The 19,404-nt window shown below is 51.9% G+C and carries 19 protein-coding genes; 12 read left to right on the plus strand and 7 right to left on the minus strand.

What is annotated here, in order from left to right:
- Positions 1-135 precede the first annotated feature (135 nt).
- The 11 genes from EDM52_RS22320 (at position 136) to eno (ending at position 12,572) form a co-directional block, all read left to right on the plus strand.
- Positions 136-1,146 (plus strand): FecCD family ABC transporter permease, encoded by a 1,011-nt coding sequence (locus tag EDM52_RS22320; protein ID WP_245997305.1) that lies wholly within the window; start codon positions 136-138, stop codon positions 1,144-1,146.
- On the plus strand, positions 1,139-2,179 hold the full coding sequence (locus tag EDM52_RS22325) for a FecCD family ABC transporter permease (RefSeq protein ID WP_122911122.1): 1,041 nt from the start codon (positions 1,139-1,141) through the stop codon (positions 2,177-2,179). The genes EDM52_RS22320 and EDM52_RS22325 overlap by 8 nt, the downstream gene beginning before the upstream one ends.
- 153 nt (positions 2,180-2,332) lie before the next feature.
- The gene (gene rpoN / locus EDM52_RS22330; RefSeq protein ID WP_122911123.1) at positions 2,333-3,709 is read left to right on the plus strand and encodes an RNA polymerase factor sigma-54; all 1,377 of its coding nucleotides are present in this window, start codon (positions 2,333-2,335) and stop codon (positions 3,707-3,709) included.
- A gap of 6 nt (positions 3,710-3,715) precedes the next feature.
- Positions 3,716-3,985, plus strand: coding sequence for a glutaredoxin family protein (locus EDM52_RS22335; RefSeq protein ID WP_122911124.1), 270 nt, complete (start codon positions 3,716-3,718; stop codon positions 3,983-3,985).
- A gap of 180 nt (positions 3,986-4,165) precedes the next feature.
- A complete protein-coding gene (locus EDM52_RS22340) occupies positions 4,166-5,191 on the plus strand; it encodes a sugar-binding transcriptional regulator (RefSeq protein WP_122911125.1) in 1,026 nt (341 codons plus the stop codon).
- A 19-nt stretch (positions 5,192-5,210) separates the two neighbouring features.
- Positions 5,211-6,578 carry a Na+/H+ antiporter NhaC family protein gene (locus tag EDM52_RS22345; RefSeq protein ID WP_122911126.1) on the plus strand — a complete coding sequence of 456 codons (1,368 nt, stop codon included), beginning with the start codon at positions 5,211-5,213 and terminating at the stop codon, positions 6,576-6,578.
- 19 nt (positions 6,579-6,597) lie between these two features.
- Entirely contained in the window at positions 6,598-7,602 is a 1,005-nt protein-coding gene (gene gap, locus EDM52_RS22350) for a type I glyceraldehyde-3-phosphate dehydrogenase (RefSeq protein WP_122911127.1), read from the plus strand.
- Between the two features lie 99 nt (positions 7,603-7,701).
- Positions 7,702-8,886 (plus strand): phosphoglycerate kinase, encoded by a 1,185-nt coding sequence (locus EDM52_RS22355; protein WP_122911128.1) that lies wholly within the window; start codon positions 7,702-7,704, stop codon positions 8,884-8,886.
- A gap of 12 nt (positions 8,887-8,898) precedes the next feature.
- Positions 8,899-9,657 carry a triose-phosphate isomerase gene (gene tpiA / locus EDM52_RS22360; RefSeq protein ID WP_122911129.1) on the plus strand — a complete coding sequence of 253 codons (759 nt, stop codon included), beginning with the start codon at positions 8,899-8,901 and terminating at the stop codon, positions 9,655-9,657.
- 14 nt (positions 9,658-9,671) lie between these two features.
- Positions 9,672-11,213, plus strand: a complete 1,542-nt coding sequence (gene gpmI, locus EDM52_RS22365) for a 2,3-bisphosphoglycerate-independent phosphoglycerate mutase (protein WP_122911130.1) — start codon at positions 9,672-9,674, stop codon at positions 11,211-11,213.
- Between the two features lie 72 nt (positions 11,214-11,285).
- Entirely contained in the window at positions 11,286-12,572 is a 1,287-nt protein-coding gene (eno, locus tag EDM52_RS22370) for a phosphopyruvate hydratase (RefSeq protein ID WP_122911131.1), read from the plus strand.
- A gap of 135 nt (positions 12,573-12,707) precedes the next feature.
- Here the strand turns inward: eno and EDM52_RS22375 are convergent, their stop codons facing one another.
- The 4 genes from EDM52_RS22375 to EDM52_RS22390 all read right to left on the minus strand — a co-directional run bounded on the left by EDM52_RS22375 (position 12,708) and on the right by EDM52_RS22390 (position 16,165).
- Entirely contained in the window at positions 12,708-13,052 is a 345-nt protein-coding gene (locus EDM52_RS22375) for a YkgJ family cysteine cluster protein (protein ID WP_122911132.1), read from the minus strand.
- Between the two features lie 213 nt (positions 13,053-13,265).
- Positions 13,266-14,099, minus strand: coding sequence for an ABC transporter ATP-binding protein (locus EDM52_RS22380; RefSeq protein WP_122911133.1), 834 nt, complete (start codon positions 14,097-14,099; stop codon positions 13,266-13,268).
- A gap of 21 nt (positions 14,100-14,120) precedes the next feature.
- Positions 14,121-15,158: a FecCD family ABC transporter permease gene (locus tag EDM52_RS22385; protein WP_122911134.1), complete on the minus strand. Its 1,038-nt coding sequence runs from the start codon at positions 15,156-15,158 to the stop codon at positions 14,121-14,123.
- A complete protein-coding gene (locus tag EDM52_RS22390; protein ID WP_122911135.1) occupies positions 15,155-16,165 on the minus strand; it encodes a FecCD family ABC transporter permease in 1,011 nt (336 codons plus the stop codon). The genes EDM52_RS22385 and EDM52_RS22390 overlap by 4 nt, the downstream gene beginning before the upstream one ends.
- 205 nt (positions 16,166-16,370) lie before the next feature.
- On the opposite strand from EDM52_RS22390, the gene EDM52_RS22395 reads away from it, so the two are divergent.
- Complete coding sequence (locus tag EDM52_RS22395) at positions 16,371-17,393, plus strand: ABC transporter substrate-binding protein (RefSeq protein WP_122911136.1); 1,023 nt, start codon at positions 16,371-16,373, stop codon at positions 17,391-17,393.
- Positions 17,394-17,452: 59 nt separating this feature from the next.
- Here the strand turns inward: EDM52_RS22395 and EDM52_RS22400 are convergent, their stop codons facing one another.
- Genes EDM52_RS22400 through EDM52_RS22410 form a run of 3 tightly spaced genes read right to left on the minus strand, consistent with a single transcriptional unit; the run spans position 17,453 to position 19,331 of the window.
- A complete protein-coding gene (locus EDM52_RS22400) occupies positions 17,453-17,785 on the minus strand; it encodes an HIT family protein (protein ID WP_122911137.1) in 333 nt (110 codons plus the stop codon).
- Positions 17,786-17,820: 35 nt separating this feature from the next.
- The gene (locus tag EDM52_RS22405; protein ID WP_122911138.1) at positions 17,821-18,576 is read right to left on the minus strand and encodes an ABC transporter permease; all 756 of its coding nucleotides are present in this window, start codon (positions 18,574-18,576) and stop codon (positions 17,821-17,823) included.
- Positions 18,573-19,331, minus strand: a complete 759-nt coding sequence (locus tag EDM52_RS22410) for an ABC transporter ATP-binding protein (RefSeq protein ID WP_122911139.1) — start codon at positions 19,329-19,331, stop codon at positions 18,573-18,575. Before EDM52_RS22410 ends, EDM52_RS22405 begins: the two co-directional genes overlap by 4 nt.
- Between the last annotated feature and the right edge of the window lie 73 nt (positions 19,332-19,404).

Raw genomic sequence — 19,404 nt, forward strand, 5'->3', positions numbered from 1 at the left:
ATCACAATACATACTGTATAATTCAGGAAAAGGCATGTCAATGATTATTTTGATAATAAGAATCATTATCGTTGACTGAGTGGGAAATAGCCCCGTACAATACAGGTAATGTGTAGAAGAAAGAAGGGAATGGACGTGGAATCATTTTTCTCCACTCGGTATCAAAAGTCTGTTGCCCTCATTGCTGGTTTGGTGATCCTGCTGCTTTCCATGGTGGCGAGTGTTCTGTACGGATTGCACAACTTTCAGATGACCAATGCCATTCAGGCGTACACCAGCTTTGACGGGAGCAACGAGCATCTGATCATTCAGCATACCCGGGTGCCTCGAGCGATCACAGCAGCGTTCGTCGGGGGAAGTCTTGCAGTTGCCGGTGCATTGCTCCAGGCACTCACACGCAATCCGCTGGCTTCTCCCTCGGTGTTCGGAATCAATTCGGGAGCAGCTTTGATGATCGTACTTGCACTTTATCTATTCGGTTCCATGTTTTCCTTCAGTGAGCTGATGTGGGTGGGTTTTATCGGAGCCGGATTGACGGCACTGTTCGTCTACCTGCTGGGTTCGGCAGGCAGAGGCGGCATGTCTCCGATCAAGGTCACCCTGGCAGGTGCTGCGGTGGCGGCATTTGCTTCTTCGCTCACATCGCTGCTGATGCTGATCGACAATGTGACAATGGAGGAAGCCTTGTATTGGCTGGTCGGCTCCGTATCTGGCAGAGATTTGCGTCACGCTCTCATGATCGTTCCTTACCTGGTGTGTGGCTGGGTTTTTGCGGGGATGCTGGCGGCCTCTCTCAACACCATGTCACTGGGGGATGATGTAGCCAAAAGCCTGGGTCAGAAAACGGTGTGGGTAAAAGCCGCGATTGTTATCGTGGTCGTCCTGCTGGCTGGGGGTTCGGTTGCGCTGACTGGTCCGATTGGTTTTGTAGGCATTATTATTCCGCATATTTGCCGGTATCTGGTCGGTATTGACCACCGCTGGTTGATTCCGTACTGCATTGTCTTTGGGGCGATTTTTTTGGTTTTGGCAGACCTGCTTTCCCGGTTTTTACTCATGCCAAACGAGGTGCCAGTTGGTGTAGCCACAGCCGTCATCGGAGTGCCATTCGTCATTGCGATTGTCAGAAGGAGGGCGTATGAGTAGATTTGTTGTCGTTCGCAGTCAGCGTCCCATGTATTCGTACCAGATGGATAAACGCTCTATCGTGATTCAGTGCTTGCTGCTGCTTCTCTTGGTCGGGGTGAGTGTCGTCAGTATTGGCTTGGGTAGTATCCACATCCCCGTCGTGCAGGTGCTGAAAAGCCTGGTCGGTTTGGGGGATAGCACACATCAGCTGGTGATCCTTGAGCTGAGGCTTCCGCGGATTGCCGTTGCAGTATTAGTGGGAGCTTCCTTGGCGGTATCAGGGGCGATCCTGCAAGCTTTGATCCGCAATCCACTGGCCTCGCCGGATCTGGTCGGAACCACGAATGGCGCTACGGCTGCGGCAGTAGCCTTCATTGCCTTTTCCAACGGCTCGTACAGTATCCATTGGCTGCCTTTTGTGGCGCTGGTCGGAGGGTTTTTCGCAGCTTTCCTTACCTATTTGGCGTCGTGGAAAAAGGGATTGTCCCCGTTTCGTTTTGCCTTGATCGGCGTCTCCATCTCTACAGCGATGGCTGCCTTGACGATCTTTTTCCTGATCTCGGGACCGTTGTATCTGGCTGCGCAGGCGATGGGTTGGATGTCTGGAACGGTCTACGGCAGCTCTTGGGACCACGTATTCACCTTGCTTCCGTGGACAGTCGGGTTTTTAGTGATCACACTGATGCAGGCCAGAACGTTAAACGCGCAGGAGCTGGGTGACGATGTTGCCAAGGGCGTAGGTGTTGCAGTTGAACGCAAGCGCTTGCTCATGATCGCCGTCAGTGTAGCGCTGGCAGCTGCCGCGGTTGGGATTGGGGGAGGGATTGGCTTTGTTGGTCTGATGGCCCCTCATATGGCCCGCAAGCTCGTCGGCTCGTCCTTTGGCAGTCTGCTGCCTGCTTCTGCTTTGCTGGGAGGCCTATTTGTCCTGTTAGCCGATCTCGTGGCCAGGACGATGTTTGTTCCGCTCGACGTACCAGCTGGTGTCTTTACCGCAGCGGTAGGAGCCCCGTTTTTTATGTTTCTTCTATATAAAAGTCGCCAAGGATAAAAAGCGTAAACGAAGATGTACCCCATTTCGCAAGTGAATAGGGTTATTCCTACAGGTCGAAAAATCAAATATTGGCAGGAAAATTGCATGAGAGAACGAATATAATGTCGATAAAGAGTAATGCGAGTGGCAGTGTGGGAAGGGGGCAGCCTTATGAACATGGGAATGGGGTTATATCAAGAGCAGACGCTTCGTTTAGTCATGACACCGGAACTGCGGCAAGCGATCACCATTTTGCAATATTCTACCATTGATCTAATCTCCTATCTGCAAGAACAGGCAACGGAAAACCCCGTGATCGAACTGCAGGAAGCGGCAGGCGAGGTCGCTTCAGCCAAAGTGGAAAAACCGACACACGAATTGGACTGGAAGGAGATCGTGGGCAATCGGGCAACGGGTGAGTATAGTGTGGCTAAAAATGATAGCACTTACAATCCATTAGACTACATCTCTCAAGGTGCTACGACCTTATATGAGCATATGGAAAACCAGTTGGGGTACGTCAAAGGATTTTCACCCTTGCAGCGAAAAATCGCCCTTTTTTTGATCGGCAATCTGGATGAAAAAGGCTACCTGGAGGTAAGCGCAGAGGAAGCAGCGGCTAGCCTGGGAGTGGAGTTGGAGGAGCTTGAGGACGTCCTGTCAGTTCTGCAGCACTTCGATCCGGTCGGAGTAGCAGCACGCAATCTGGAGGAATGTTTGCTCCTGCAATTGGAGCATCTTGCTCTGGATGATGAAAAGATCGTCCAGGTCGTCAAGTACCATTTGCAGGACCTCGCAGACAATCGCTATCAACGAATCGCGGACAAAGTAGGCTGTACGGTGTTGGATGTACAGGCGATGGCTGATCTGGTGCGGACGCTGAATCCGCGTCCGGGAGCTGCTTTTTCCACGAATGAGACCCGATATGTCATTCCGGATGTCTCTGTGGAAAAGGTGGGGAATGAGTTTGTCGTCCTGGTCAACGACATCGCCACTCCGCGTTTGAAAATTAACAACTTTTACGAAAAAATGCTGAAACAGCCGAAGAGCGAGGAAGAGGCAAAGCAGTTTATCCACGACAAGCTGAATGCGGCCATGTGGCTGGCAAAAAGCTTGGAGCAGCGCAGACTCACACTTTTGCGTGTGACACAGGCGATCGTCGATATGCAATTGGAATTCTTCGAGCGCGGTGTGCATTATCTCAAGCCGATGACCCAAAAGGAGATTGCAGAACGGGTTGGTCTGCATGAATCGACGATCAGCCGGGCTACCAGCAACAAATACGTCCAAACTCCGCGCGGCATCTTTGAACTCAAATACTTTTTCACCTCAGCCCTGTCTACCGCGAGCGGGGAAGCCACCTCATCCGAGAGTGTCAAGCGGCGGATCAAGGCGCTGATCGACCAGGAGGATCGGAAGGTTCCCTTATCTGATCAAAAGCTTTCCGAGATGCTTCTGACAGAGGGAATCGAGATTTCGCGCCGGACCGTAGCCAAGTATAGGGAGGAAATGCTCATTCCTTCCTCGGCCAAACGAAAGAGGTTTTAATCTGGGATGGTCAAAAAGCCAATGGAAATCGTCTTGTATGGACGCAAAAACTGCAAGCTGTGTGATGACGTGGAGCAAAACATCCGTGCTCTGGGTGAGCTTTATCCGTTGAATCTGCAGATCGTTGATATTGAAAAAGATCCGAAGCTGCATGAAACATATATGCTGGTGATTCCGGCAGTGGCGATCGATGGGGAGGTCGTCCTTCGCTCCGTTTCCCATGTCGTGACCTTAGCCGAGCTGGATCAGGAATTGCAGCGAAGAACAGCCAAATAGCTTGATTTTCCTAGCCTTTCCAACAATGGGCGCCGGGAAGCTTGAAAGTTGCTGTCAGGTGTGCTACATTCAGTTTGTAGCACATTTTCTTTTTTTTGCGGCAAGCGGGACATAAAATGTATATAGAGGGACGTATTAAGTCCCGATAATGATGAATCTGACAAATGAGGAAGGTTGTGCATGCGTCGTTTAGTGGAATTGCAACAAAAGCTGTTGCCTGACCTGGTACAGGTGTTGCGGGAGCGATACATGCTGCTTCGATCCATTGATCATCTGCAACCAATCGGCAGGCGCGGTCTGGCTCAGGCCATAGGGACGACAGAACGCATACTGCGGGCAGAAGTTGAGCTGCTAAAGGATTCGGGACTGCTGCATGTGACCGCGGCAGGCATGAACCTGACGGCAGAGGGGCTGCAGGTGCTGGACGAAATGGAGCCATTGGTCGGTGAACTGTTCGGACTGACGGATCTGGCTGAGAAAATGCAAAGCCTGCTGGGCATACCGGAAGTCATCGTCGTTCAGGGCAATGCTGACCAATCCCCGTGGGTAAAGGAAGAGCTGGGGCGCGTAGCAGCACGAGTCCTGAAGCAGACCGTCCAAGAGGGCGACATCGTGGCTGTCACGGGCGGAACTTCCGTTGCAAGCCTGGCGCATCATCTGTCTGCTTCATCGGTGTTCAGGAGCGTCAAGTTTGTGCCCGCCAGAGGTGGTTTATCCGAGCAAGCGGAGCTGCAGGCAAATACACTTGCCTCCGAAATGGCCGCCAAAACCGGTGCGAGCTATCGTCTCTTGCACGTGCCGGATCGGCTTCAGCCAGAGGCCTTGCAGACCTTGCGCAAAGAGCCGCAGGTCCAAGAGGTACTAGAGCTGCTGCGGGAGACGCGAATCGTCCTTCACGGGATCGGAGACGCGATTTCGATGGCCAAAAGGCGAAATCACTCCGAAGCAGAGTTGGCGTCGTTGCAGGAGGCAGGGGCTGTATCTGAGGCGTTTGGCTACTATTTTAATGAAGCAGGCGAGACCGTCTATCACATGCCGACCATCGGGCTGCAGCTGGACGAAGTGAAAAAAGCACAGAAGGTGTTATCCATCGCGGGAGGCGAAAGCAAGGCAAAAGCAATCCTTTCCTTTGCGAAACAGTCGTGTCAGAATGTACTTGTTACGGATGAAGGAGCTGCAAGATCCTTACTGTCCACACGATTGTAACGGAAGGACGATGGTTTGCATGAATAGTGCGGCGGTTTTCCCAATCTCGTCGCTGATTGTGGGTATTGTGCTCAGCTTCACTCTCGGTTTTCCGCTCTCATGGGGGATTCTTTTCGCAATCTTGGTCACACTGGTTAGTGTAAAAAAACTTGGGTTTAGCTGGGGACAGCAATTCAGCTTTGGTTGGGATGGGATTCGCCAGACCAAGCCAGTCCTGATCATTCTCTTTCTGGTCGGGCTGCTGATTCCACTCTTGATGATGGGTGGGACGATCCCGGCGATCATCTACTATGGTTTGTCTATCGTCAATGTCGAATACCTTCTCGTACTGTCCTTTATCCTCACTTCAGTAGTCAGCTACCTGCTGGGGACGTCTGTCGGAACGTTGAGCACCATCGGGCTTTCCTTAATGGGAATCGCACACGCTGCTGATCTCTCCGCCGGGATGGTAGGTGGAGCCTTGATTTGTGGAGCGATGGTGGGGGAACGTTTCTCCCCGATCTCAAGCAGCCGCATGCTGGTGCTCTCGCATGTGGGGATGACGGAGAAGCAGGATCGAGCCACTCAGGGAGCTGCAAGACTCACGACCATCATCTGTGCTGTGCTCTTTTTGGTGCTCGATTTGTTCCGTGAACAAGCGGGATCTGGAGATTCGATCCGTATGTATCAGGAGCTGCTGACCAGCCATTTCTCCATCAGCTGGGGCGCTTTGATACCGCTTTTTGTCCTGATCGCCGTGTTTGCTTTTCGGGTAAAGGCGATTTACGCGCTGCTCTGTGGCGTAGTAGCGAGTCTTGTGCTGGTATTGTCGAGTGGACCGATCACGCTGTCTACGCTCGCAGGAACGATCCTGTATGGATACGAGCCACAGACAGGGACCTTGCTGGATGAGCTGGTTCACGGCGGAGGCATGATTTCGATCCTCAGTGTGCTGTTGTTGATCGTGCTGGCGGGGTTTTTAAACGGCATTTTAAATAAGGCAAATCTATTGACTCCATTCGTTGAACGAATGATGGGAGTTACGAAAAATAAAATCGCTTTGGTAGGAAAGTCTATGGCGATCTCACTCTTGGTCGTCATGATCAGCTGCAACCAGACGATCCCGATCCTGGTCATGGGATCGACCTTGATCGGACGGTTTTCGCAGTTCACCAGGGGCAAGGAGTTTTTGGGTAAAACCATGCTGGATTCGACGCTCGTCATGCCTGTACTGATTCCCTGGAACGGGCTGGCGATGGTGATCGCGATCAGCTTGGGCGTCTCTACGGTAGAGACATTGCCGTTTTTGTTTTACTCACTGCTGTTGCCTATCGTCACATTGATTTCTTCCCGTCGCTTTGGTGAAAAGGAGGCGGGGATGATTCCCAATACAAAAAAAGCCATGTAAAGAAGCAGGAGGTATTGTAATGGTAAAAGTAGGTATTAACGGTTTTGGTCGCATCGGTCGTAATGTGTTTCGTGCAGCTTTTAACAATCCCAACGTAGAGATCGTGGCCGTCAATGATTTGACAGACGCTCGCACGCTGGCTCATTTGTTGAAATACGATTCGGTACATGGTGTGCTGGATGTAGATGTAGAAGCGGGAGACAGCACGCTGTTCGTCGGCGGCAAAGAGATCAAGGTACTTGCAGAGCGCGATCCAGCCGAGCTCAAATGGGCGGATTACGGCGTAGAGATCGTGGTGGAATCAACCGGTCGTTTCACGAAGCGCGATGATGCGGCGAAGCACCTGTTGGGCGGCGCGAAAAAAGTGATCATTTCCGCACCGGCTACCAATGAAGATATCACCGTCGTGATGGGCGTAAACGAAGAGAACTACGATCCGGCCAACCACACCGTCATTTCCAATGCCTCCTGCACGACGAACTGCCTGGCTCCATTCGCGAAGGTGTTAAATGACGAGTTCGGTATCGTGCGTGGTCTGATGACGACCGTTCACTCCTATACGAACGACCAGCAAATTCTCGATCTGCCGCATAAGGACTTGCGTCGTGCGCGTGCAGCAGCGGAAAACATCATCCCGACCTCGACTGGGGCTGCCAAGGCTGTAGCACTCGTGCTGCCTGAGCTGAAGGGCAAGCTGAACGGCTTCGCGATGCGTGTGCCAACTCCGAACGTATCCGTCGTGGATCTGGTGGCGGAACTGAAGAAAGACGTCACTGTAGATGAAGTGAACCAAGCGCTGAAGGATGCAGCGAATGGCAAGCTGAAAGGCATCCTGGGCTATTCCGAAGAGCCACTCGTATCCTCGGACTACAACGGCAACCCGGCATCCTCGACCATCGATGCTCTGTCCACAATGGTACTCGAAGGAAACATGGTGAAAGTCGTTTCCTGGTACGATAATGAATGGGGTTATTCCAATCGTGTCGTAGACTTGTGTCATTATGTTGCACAGCGTGGCTTGTAAAAAGTAAAATAGACTTGTTGTGGAAAAAAAGGGAGAGCAATCTCCCTTTTCCCATATGCGTTTTACGAAGAATAAGCCACTGATTTGGGAGGATCGTTCATGAATAAGAAATCTATCCGCGATGTTGAGCTGGCGGGAAAACGCGTTTTCTGCCGAGTTGACTTCAACGTGCCCATGCAAGACGGTGTCATTACGGATGATACACGCATCCGTGCTGCCGTGCCTACGATCCGCTTTATGGTGGATGCAGGAGCCAAAGTCATCCTGGCCAGCCACTTCGGTCGTCCAAAAGGCCAAGTCGTGGAGGAAATGCGCCTGACACCGGTAGCCGCCCATCTGTCCGGACTGCTCGGCAGGGAAGTGACCAAGCTGGACGATTCTGTAGGAGCGGAAGTGAAGGCAGCCGTCGAACGGATGGAACAGGGGGATGTCCTTCTTTTGGAAAACGTGCGCTTTCATGCCGGAGAAGAGAAAAATGATCCTGAGCTGGCGAAAAGCTTTGCCGAGCTGGCTGATCTGTTCGTCAACGATGCGTTTGGTACAGCCCATCGTGCTCACGCCTCCACCGCAGGCATTGCTCAGTACATACCTGCAGTAGCTGGCCTCCTGATGGAAAAGGAAATTCGCTTCATGGGTGGAGCACTCTCCAATTCGGAGCGGCCATTCACCGCAATTGTAGGCGGCGCGAAGGTGAAGGATAAAATCGCTGTGATTGAAAATCTGTTAACGAAAGTAGATAACCTGATCATCGGTGGGGGAATGGCCAATACGTTCCTGAAGGCTCAGGGCTATGCTATCGGTTCTTCGCTGTGTGAGGATGATAAGCTGGAGCTGGCTCGCACCTTGATGGAGCAGGCCAAGGAACGCGGCGTACAGCTTCTGATGCCGATTGATGTGGTGATTGCGGATCGATTTGCTGCTGACGCGCAAAAACAGACTGTCTCTATCGATGCGATTCCGGACGGCTGGATGGCGCTCGATATCGGTCCTAAAACAGTAGCAGCGTACCATCGTGTGATCGTTGACTCTAAAACGGTCGTGTGGAATGGCCCTATGGGCGTTTTTGAAATGGATGCTTTTGCACAGGGTACCATCGGTGTAGCCGTCGCGATGAAGGAGTGTTCCGGCACCACCATCATCGGTGGCGGAGATTCAGTAGCTGCGGTCGAAAAGGCTGGAGTTGCCGAGCAGATGACCCATATCTCTACTGGCGGTGGAGCTTCGCTGGAATTCATGGAGGGCAAGGAGCTGCCAGGTGTAGCGGTACTTACAGACAACCAATAGGGAGGAAATAGATTGAGAACGCCAATTATTGCGGGAAACTGGAAGATGTTCAAGACGATTGCCGAAGCCAAGCAATTTGCCCAGGAAGTGAAGGCGGGGAGTGCGAAAGCAGGTGTGCAAAAGGTTGTTTGTGCGCCATTCACGGCTCTGCCAGCTTTGACTGAAGCGCTGCAAGGAAGTGATCTGGCTGTAGGGGCGCAGAATATGCACTTTGAGGAACAGGGCGCATTTACCGGTGAAATCAGTCCATCCATGCTCAAGGAGATCGGCGTCCAGTACGTTATCATCGGTCATTCCGAGCGTCGTCAGTACTTCAACGAAACGGATGAGACGGTCAATAAAAAAGTGCTGGCTGCGTTGAAGCACGGTCTCGTTCCGATCATCTGCGTGGGTGAGAGCTTGGAGCAGCGTGAAGCAGGAGAAACATCCCGTGTCGTGCGGACGCAGACAGAGGCAGCTCTGGCGGGTCTGGAAGCGGGTCAAGTAGCGGATGTCATCATTGCATACGAACCGATTTGGGCGATTGGCACAGGCAAGTCTTCCAGCGCACAAGAGGCGAATGAGACCATCTCAGTGATTCGTCAGGTAGTTGCGGAGGCCTACGGACAAGAGGATGCGGCAAACGTGCGAATCCAATACGGCGGCAGCGTCAAGCCGGAGAATATCGGCAGCTACATGTCGCAGTCAGATATCGATGGAGCACTGGTCGGGGGAGCCAGTCTGGATGCGGCAAGCTACCTTCAACTCGTAAATGGATCACTGCAAGAATAGGGAGGGAAAGACAGATGGCACATCGGCCCAAGCCGGTTGCACTGCTGATCTTGGACGGTTTTGCCCTACGCGATGAAACGTATGGCAATGCAGTCGCACAGGCAAACAAACCACAATTCGATCGTTATTGGAATCACTATCCGCATGCGACCCTGGAAGCGAGTGGATTGGCTGTTGGTCTGCCGGAAGGACAAATGGGGAATTCTGAGGTAGGCCACCTGAACATTGGTGCTGGACGTGTCGTGTATCAGGATTTGACGAGGATTACAAAATCGATCCATGAAGGCGATTTTTACGATAATGAGACCTTGGTAGCGGCGTTTGATCACGCTCGCAAGCACGGGACGCAGGTTCACTTGTTCGGATTGCTGTCGGACGGCGGAGTTCACAGCCATATCAAGCATTTGTATGCGATCCTGGAGCTGGCAAAGCGCAAAGACTTTGACCGAGTGTACATCCACGCTTTCCTGGATGGACGGGATGTTTCGCCGGACAGCGCAGTGGATTATATCGAACAGCTGCAGGCGAAGATTGCGGAAATCGGAGTCGGCAAAATCGCGACCGTACAAGGACGTTACTATGCGATGGACCGTGACAAACGCTGGGAGCGTGTCGAGAAGGCGTACCGCGTGATGGCGTACGGCGATGGTCCAGCCTATACGGACCCGCTCAAAGCCGTGAAAGAGTCGTACGAAAAATCAATCATGGACGAGTTCGTGATGCCGACAGTAATCGTCGACGAGCAGGGCAAGCCTGTCTCCACGATCCAGAACCAGGATGCCATTATCTTTTTCAACTTCCGCCCTGACCGGGCCATTCAAACCTCGCAGGCCTTTACGAACGATGATTTTCGCGGCTTTGACCGCGGCGAGAACCGTCCGCGCGACTTGCATTTTGTCTGCCTGACTCACTTTTCGGAAACCGTGGACGGCTATGTCGCTTACAAGCCATCCAATCTGGATAACACACTGGGGGAAGTGCTTTCCCAGAACGGGCTGAAGCAGCTTCGCATCGCAGAAACGGAAAAATACCCGCACGTGACTTTCTTCTTCAGCGGGGGACGTGAACAGGAGTTTCCGGGAGAGACACGCATCTTGATCCCGTCTCCAAAGGTAGCGACCTATGATCTGAAGCCGGAGATGAGTGCGCCAGAGCTGACGGATGCGGTCGTGAAGGAGATCGAGGCAGAGAATTTCGATGCGATCATCCTGAACTTCGCCAACTGCGACATGGTGGGCCATTCCGGTATGATGGAACCGACGATCAAGGCCGTCGAGACGGTCGATGCGTGCCTGGGAAGAGTGGTGGACGCGATTCTCGCCAAGGGTGGCGTAGCGGTCATCACAGCGGATCACGGGAATGCCGATCTGATGCTGGACGAGGCAGGTCGTCCGATCACCTCCCACAGTACCTATCCGGTGCCTGTGATTGTGACCAAGGACGGGGTAGAGCTGCGCAAGGATGGAAAACTGGCGGATCTTTCGCCGACCCTGCTCGATTTACTAGGTGTTGAACAACCTGTCGAGATGACAGGAAAATCCTTACTTGCAAAATAGTCCTCCGTACCACAAACTGTATAAGGATAGCTTGGTTTTGGAGCATTTTTCTAAAAAGGAGATGGATGAGAGATGGCAATGATTACAGACATTTATGCACGCGAGATCATGGATTCCCGTGGAAACCCGACTGTGGAAGTAGAGGTTTACTTGGAAGACGGTACGATGGGTCGTGCAGCGGTACCATCCGGCGCGTCCACTGGTGCCTATGAGGCTGTTGAGCTGCGTGACGGCGACAAATCCCGTTACCTGGGCAAAGGTGTACTGAAAGCAGTAGAAAACGTAAACGAAATCATCGCACCTGAACTGATCGGCATGGACGCTTTGGATCAGGTAGGCGTAGATATGGCCATGCTGCAGCTGGACGGAACTGACAACAAAGGCAAACTGGGTGCCAATGCGATTCTGGGTGTTTCGATGGCAGTAGCTCGCGCGGCAGCAGATTCCCTCGGCGTGTCCCTGTACAACTACCTGGGTGGCTTCAATGCAAAAACGCTGCCAGTGCCCATGATGAATATCCTGAATGGTGGTAAGCACGCTGACAACACCGTGGACATCCAGGAATTCATGGTTATGCCGGTAGGTGCAGAATCCTTCAAGGAAGCGCTGCGCACAGGTGCAGAAATTTTCCACTCACTGAAAAAAGTACTTTCCGATAAAGGCCTGAGCACCGCTGTAGGTGACGAAGGTGGCTTTGCGCCAAACCTGAAGTCCAACGAAGAAGCGATCACCACGATCCTCGATGCGATCAAGGCTGCTGGCTACGAGCCAGGCAAAGACGTTTTCCTCGCACTCGACGTGGCTGCTACCGAAATGTTCAAGGATGGCAAATACCACTTCGAAGGCGAAGGTGTTGTGAAAACAACCGAAGAAATGATCGCTTTCTATGAAGATCTGGTCAGCAAATACCCGATCATCTCCATCGAAGACGGCTTGTCCGAGGACGACTGGGATGGCTGGAAATCGCTCACTGACAAACTGGGCAGCAAAGTACAGCTCGTGGGTGACGATCTGTTCGTAACCAATACCGAGCGTCTGTCTCGCGGTATCGAAAGCGATACAGGCAACTCCATTCTCGTCAAAGTGAACCAGATCGGTACGTTGACCGAGACCTTCGAAGCGATTGAAATGGCCAAGCTGGCTGGCTACACAGCGGTAATCTCCCACCGTTCCGGTGAGACAGAAGACTCCACGATCGCGGATATCGCGGTAGCTACCAATGCTGGTCAAATCAAAACAGGTGCGCCATCCCGTACGGATCGCGTAGCGAAGTACAACCAGCTGCTTCGTATTGAGGATGAGCTGGGCGATACGGCTCGCTTTGGTGGACGCGCGGCGTTCTACAACCTGAAGAAGTAAGAATGTAAGATAGGAAAAGGACTGTATTCTCGCAGCTGATGCGGGGTACAGTCCTTATTTAAATTATTGACAACATCCCCCAACAAGTATGAGGCCGGCTGGATGTTCTGGGCTTCAGCTGCCGTTTTTGCTTCCCTAAAAATTCTTCCAAGTAAAATCAATACTGAGATGTCCGATAGGTCGTTCCGTTGGTGTGACCTTTTCCTTGGTCGCCAGCTCAGGCTTGCGGAAACAGACGAGATCTTTGTGATAACCAAAATTCCGGCAGATTTCGGGCCGAACCGAATGGATGCCGCATTGATCTTTATGTAGATCGTAGAACATACAGGTTCCAAAAAATCTTGGCTGGTTCTCTAACGCTTCGCGAATCTTGCGTGGCATGGATTTGATTTTTTTATGTATGCGTTTATATTCTTTTTCGGTGATGGGAACAGGACCACAGCATAAGCCTTTGCAACCTTGGCAAGGCAAAGTTTCCATCTCTTTTACACCCTTTCTATCTATTCTCGAAGAACAGCATCAGCAAGAATATTATGAAAGGTTAAATTGTGTTTGTAAATAATAAAATATTTTATCATAACATAAATATTTAATTTTGTAAATAGTTATTTTGCAAAAAATCAAAAAAAGGCTTGATTCCACCGCCAGATCGGAGTGGATACAAGCCTATTCCTAATTTCGTGAAAGAGAGGTCTAAGCCAATACGACTTCCTTCTCGTTTTGCTTGGCCATCGCAGCAGTCAGGCGGCTCTTGCTGTACGGGATGCACATGGGGGTACCGTACAGGGGATCGAGTGTAATCTCACAATCCATCTGGAAAACGGTGCGAACCAAATCCTGCGTCATGACATCCTCTGGCGCTCCTTCGGCTACGACCGTCTGGTTGTTGACGGCAATGATATGGTGCGCATAGCGGCATGCCAGATTGAGATCGTGCAAAACCATGACAATGGTGCGCTGCTCGGTTTCATTCAGCTCGAACAGCAGATCGAGAATTTCAATCTGATGCGACATATCGAGATAAGTCGTTGGTTCGTCCAAAAGTATGGTTTCGGTTCCTTGTGCCAGGGTCATGGCAATCCAGGCACGTTGCCGCTGTCCACCGGAGAGGGAGTCGACGGGACGGTTGGCCAGGCTGGTGAGCTGCGTTGCTTCGAGAGCACGAGTCACCATTTTTTCATCTTCCTCCGACCATTGCTGCAGCCAGCTTTGGTACGGATAACGTCCTTGCTTGACCAGCTGCAAGACAGAGAGACCTTCTGGCGCTGTAGGTCCTTGCGGCAGGATAGCGAGTCGCTTGGCGACCTCTTTGGTCGAGCGCTTGGCGATTGCTTCTCCGTCCAGCAGGATGGCTCCTCCCTTTGGTTTCAACAAGCGAGCAAGGGAGCGCAGCAAAGTGGATTTACCGCAGCCGTTGCTGCCGATGAAAACCGTAATTTTTCCACGAGGAATGTTTAAATCCAGACCTTCAATAATATTGCGCTCTCCATACGACAAGGTTAGCTGACGGGTTTCCAATGCGTGCATGATCCATCCGACCCCTTTCACTTAGTGATTGCGATTTTTGTACAGCAGGTAAATAAAGAATGGCGCTCCTACAGCAGAAGTAAAGACGCCAACCGGAACATCGAGCGGAGAAAAAGCCATACGGGCAATCAAATCCGCGATGAGCACGATAAGCGATCCGATCAAGGCAGAGAGCGGCAAAGCGCCGCCAAAGGATGGCCCGATCAGCTGCTTGGCGATGTGTGGAGCCAGGAGGGCAACGAAGCTGATGTCGCCCCCGACAGATACGGCAGTTCCGACCAAGGCAGCGCAGATCATCAGAAGCATGAAGCGGTCGAGCTGCAACCTGCTGCCGACTCCAGTAGCGATCTCATCGCCAAGCTGCTGGATGTTTACCCTTCGTGCCAGGATCGCTGCGGTGGCGATGAGAAGCATCGTCCAGGGCAGGATCATCTGCACGTCACTCCAGGATACACCGTAAATGCTGCCTGTCAGCCAAAGCAGCGCCTTGTTTTGAAGCAAAAATGGACTGAACATGATCAGCAGCGTCACGATGGCACCCGCAGCGATTTTGATACCGACGCCGATCATGACCAGACGAAGGGGAGTCACCCCTTGCCTCCAGGCGAGTGCGTACAGAAGCAAGGTGGTCAGCATAGCGCCGAGAAAGGCGATAGGCGGCAGCCAGTGGATACTGGCGGTCTCGAACAACAGCAGAAAACCGACAGCTCCTACAGAAGCGCCGCCGGAGACGCCCAGAATATCAGGCGAAGCGAGCGGATTGCGAATCACACCTTGCATGATCGCCCCTGCGGAAGCCAGTGCGGCTCCTACCAGAATGGCAATGATGATGCGTGGCATCCGGAATTGCTCGACAATCAGCACGTGCTGCTCCGATCCGATTCCGAGGAGGACCTTCACCACATCGAGAGGAGGGATTTTCATCTCTCCCATGCCGAGGCTGATGATCGCTACCGCAACGGTCAGGATGAGGGCAATCAGGGTGATCCACAATACCCTTTTATGTAACTGATACGATGAAAAACGCTTGCCGACGCGAAGAGGCAGGTAGTCCTTCACTTTTCATCCAGCCCCTTTCGTGCCACGTAGATAAAGAACGGGATGCCAATCAGGGCAGTCATGACGCCAATCGGCACTTCCGCTGGCATGGCGACAAAGCGGGCGGCAATATCTGCGATCAACAACAGTATGGAGCCGAACAAGCCGCTGTAAAGCAGAACCCAGCGCGTGTCAATTCCGACAAAGAATCGAGCCAGATGTGGTGTCACGAGTCCGACAAACCCAATCGGTCCCGCGACGGCGACGGAAGAGCCCGCGAGAAGCACGAGCACCAGCCCCGTCATGATCTTGACCAGCAACGTCCGCTGACCTAAGCCTTTAGCTACATCATCCCCCATGAGCAGCGTCTGGATGGGACGCGCCAATAGAAAGGCGGCGATCCAGGCGACCAGCATATAAGGAAACACAGCTTCAAGGTACTCCAGCTTTCTTCCGCCGACCGAGCCAGCCAGCCAGAAGAGTACTTCATCAGCTGCTTTTTCATTCAATACCATCATGCCGTGCCGGATGGATGCGGACAATGCAGTAATGGCAGCGCCGGCCAGAATCAGTTTGACAGGGGATAGACCGTCACGCCCCAAGGAACCGAGAACGTAGACGATGATACCAGCGACCGCGGAACCGAGGAAAGCGATCCAGGTAAACTGGGTCAAGGAGCTGATTCCCACGAATGTGACCGCAAACACAACGAACAGAGAAGCGCCGGCATTGAGTCCAAACAGCTCGACATCGGCTACAGGATTGCGGGTCAGAGATTGGAGCAACGTACCTGCCAAGCCGAGACAAAACCCTACGGCGAGTGCATTCAGAACACGTGGGACACGTACTTCCTTGATGACAATATGTTCATTGGAGCCGTTGAACTGCGTGTAGGCATCGATCGCCGTCTGCCAGCTGGTGTTGATGACACCAAAAACAAGGCTGGCGTAGCAAAGGTACACAAGCAGAAGCAAACAAAGCACGACTCCCAGAGTCTTGCGCGTGTTACTGGACAACAACGGATACATAACAGCTACATCCTTATGATTTAGGTAATTTTACGGATAAAATACAGTGACAAAATCATTGTAGATGGTAATCTAGGCGAGTGTCAATGATGTTGATAGTCATTATCAGTTTCTGATTGACTTATTAGACTGAAAGTTGTAGGATGTGTATGTAATTGAGTATCATTCTCACTTTTTCAAAGGGTCTGAAAGGGGTCTTTTCACTATGTTATCTCGTACATATCGCACAGCAGGGGGCAAAGCATTCGCAGCATTCCTGGTGGCACTCGTCATGCTGGTCACAGGCTGCGGCGGAGGGCAAACCAGCGAGCAGAAGCCTGCTGAATCTCAAAGCGCCGAACAAGCTCCTGCTAATAACGCTGCGCCAGCTCCTGCTGCTGATCAATCCTATACCATCAAGCATGCGATGGGTGAAACAACCATCAAAGGTACGCCTGAACGTGTTGTGATGCTGACTACTCAAGGTGTTGAAACCTTGCTCGCTCTTGGTGTAAAACCTGTAGGTGCTGTTGGTTCCTTCACAGATCCAACGACCTTCTACGATTTTGTCAAACCTCAACTGGAAGGGGTTCAGGTAGTAGGGTCCGAATCCCAGCCAAACCTGGAAGCGATCGCTGCTCTGAAGCCTGACCTGATTCTGGGTATGAAATTCCGTCAAGAAAAAGTGTATCAGCAGCTGTCTGCCATCGCGCCGACCGTATTCGTAGAAGAGCCGCGCGGTGACTGGAAGGCCAACTTCACTCTGTTTGCTGAAGCGGTAAACAAGAAGGCTGAAGGGGAAAAAGTCATCGAAGAATGGAACAAGAAAGTCGCTGCATTCAAGGAAAAAGCTGGAGACAAGCTGAGCACAGAGGTTTCTGTTGTCCGGTTTATGCCGGGTCGCGTGCGCATTTACTACAACGATACTTTCTTGGGCGCGATTATGAAGGATCTGGGACTTTCCCGTCCGGCAGCACAAAACAAAGAAGAGTTTGCTGCTGAAGTAACCAAAGAGCGCATCCCTGAAATGGATGGCGACATCATGGTGTACTTCACGTATGAAACAGGAAATGGCGAGGGCTCCAAGCTGGAGCAAGAATGGACTAACGAATCGCTCTGGAAAAACCTGAACGTCGTGAAAAACAACAAGGCCTTCAAGGTTGACGATACAATCTGGAATACATCCGGCGGTGTCATTGCAGCCAACAAGGTTGTCGATGAGCTGGAAGGATACATTCTCGGAAAATAAGCGAAACACAAAAAAGCACTTGGCTTGAATGCCGAGTGCTTTTTTGTGTACTGGAGAGTTTAGCTTCGAATTTGTTTACCGTAATAGACGTGCCAGTGTAGATGCTTCGAGTCCTGATAATGACCCAGGTTGGTCAAAATACGACTGGCTCCGTATTGGGCGACGAGCTGGGCTGCCACTTTTTTGACGACTTCCAGAAGCTCGATCAGAAGATCATGATCGCTTTCCTCTAGAGTGAGGAGAGACGAGATATGTTTTTTGGGAATGACGACAATATGAACCTCGTAAAAAGGACGGGTATGGAAGTAAGCTAGGACTCGATCTGTTTCATAGACCTTTTCTACAGCAGTTTTACCACTAAGTACCTCATCGCAATAAAAGTCTTCGGACATCCAAAAAATCTCCTCTCAAACATATGAAGGTTCTATTACTCCGCATCCTGACGCAGCATCGAGTCGTTGGTAAACCAGAGCCGATAACTCAGCAAGCTGATCATGACGGCGGAGATGGCTGCTGCGGAGGAGAAGGTCAGCATGGTCAGAATCTGATAGCGAACGGCATCGATCGGACTGGCTCCGGCGATGATCATCCCCGTCATCATCCCTGGCAGCTGCACGAGTCCGATTGTTTTCATCGTATCAAAGGTAGGGATCATGCTGGCTTTGACAGCGCGTCTCAGTGTACCCTGTATGGCTTGGCGACTGGAGGCACCGAGTGCGAGCAAGGCTTCGATTTCTCCACGGGCTGTCTCTGTCTCGCGATTCATTTGACTGATATAAAGTCCGCATACAATCATAGAAGTCCCAATGACCATGCCGCTCATCGGAATCAGGTACTGCGGAGTAGGGGTGACAAGCCCGACAGCGACCATTGATCCGATTGTCGCCACTGCGGTCAAGCCAAAGGAGAGCAGAATTCGCCAGAAGATTCCCTTTAGTTGAGCACCACGGCGAGAAGCATTCCAGGAAGCAACAGTGACCATCATGATTACAAAAAGCGCGACGAATAGGTAGCTGTCGGAATGAAAAATAAATTGTAAAACGTAGCCGATGGCCAAAAGCTGGACGGTACAACGAACTGTGCCGATTACTATCTCTTTGCCCATGCCGAGCTTTTGCCAAGTCGAGAGGAAGAGAGCGATTAGGACAAAGGCGAACGCAAACCACATCGAAATATCGCTCATCTGACTCTCTCCGCTGCTTCGGCAACGACAGGATGAGTGCTTAGAAACATTTTCGCTTCATCGGATTCAGGAGAATCAAAAAACGTCTGACTGTCTGTATCTTCCAATAATTGACCGTTTGCCATAAACCAGACGCGCTGGCTGGTCGTACGTGCCTCTTCCTGGTCGTGTGTGACCCAGAGGATAGTTGTACCCATCCGTCCGTGCAAATCACGTAGAAGGCCTTCTGTAGCTTGTTTGCTGACAGCATCCAGAGAGGAGGTCACTTCATCCAAAAGAAGGATAGCAGGCCGCAGGAGCAGAGTGCGGATCAGGGCAAGCCTCTGCTTTTCCCCACCTGACAGCTGCTGTGCCGGCTTTTCCCAATCGAGATGATCCAGCCCGATCTGTTCCATCCACTGTCGGGCCTGTTTGACGTCAAATATGCGCTGATGCAGGTTGCTCGCAGCCTGCAAATTCTCTGTTACACTGCCTGGCAGCATCATGGGCTGTTGGGCTACGTAGCTGACGGTCATACGCCATGCCTCTGGCGTCCATTGGCTGCAATCCTTGTTGTCCAGAACCATTATGCCGCAGCTTGGCAGGGTTAATCGCCCTAGTATGCGCAGCAAGGTGCTCTTTCCTTGGCCTGATTTGCCCAAAATGCTGATGATAGTGGGTTCAGTAATAGTTGCTTGGAGATCGCGGAATAGCCAGGGACCATCGGGAGGTTGAATCTGCTTGCCCAGACCCTCGAGCAGAAGAGTGGATGTCATGTTCTGTGATGCCTCCTTGTAAACATGGAAAACACCGAAGAGGACGAGTCTCCGGTGTTTATCCATACGGGCT

Source organism: Brevibacillus invocatus, assembly GCF_003710915.1.
Classification (GTDB): domain Bacteria; phylum Bacillota; class Bacilli; order Brevibacillales; family Brevibacillaceae; genus Brevibacillus; species Brevibacillus invocatus.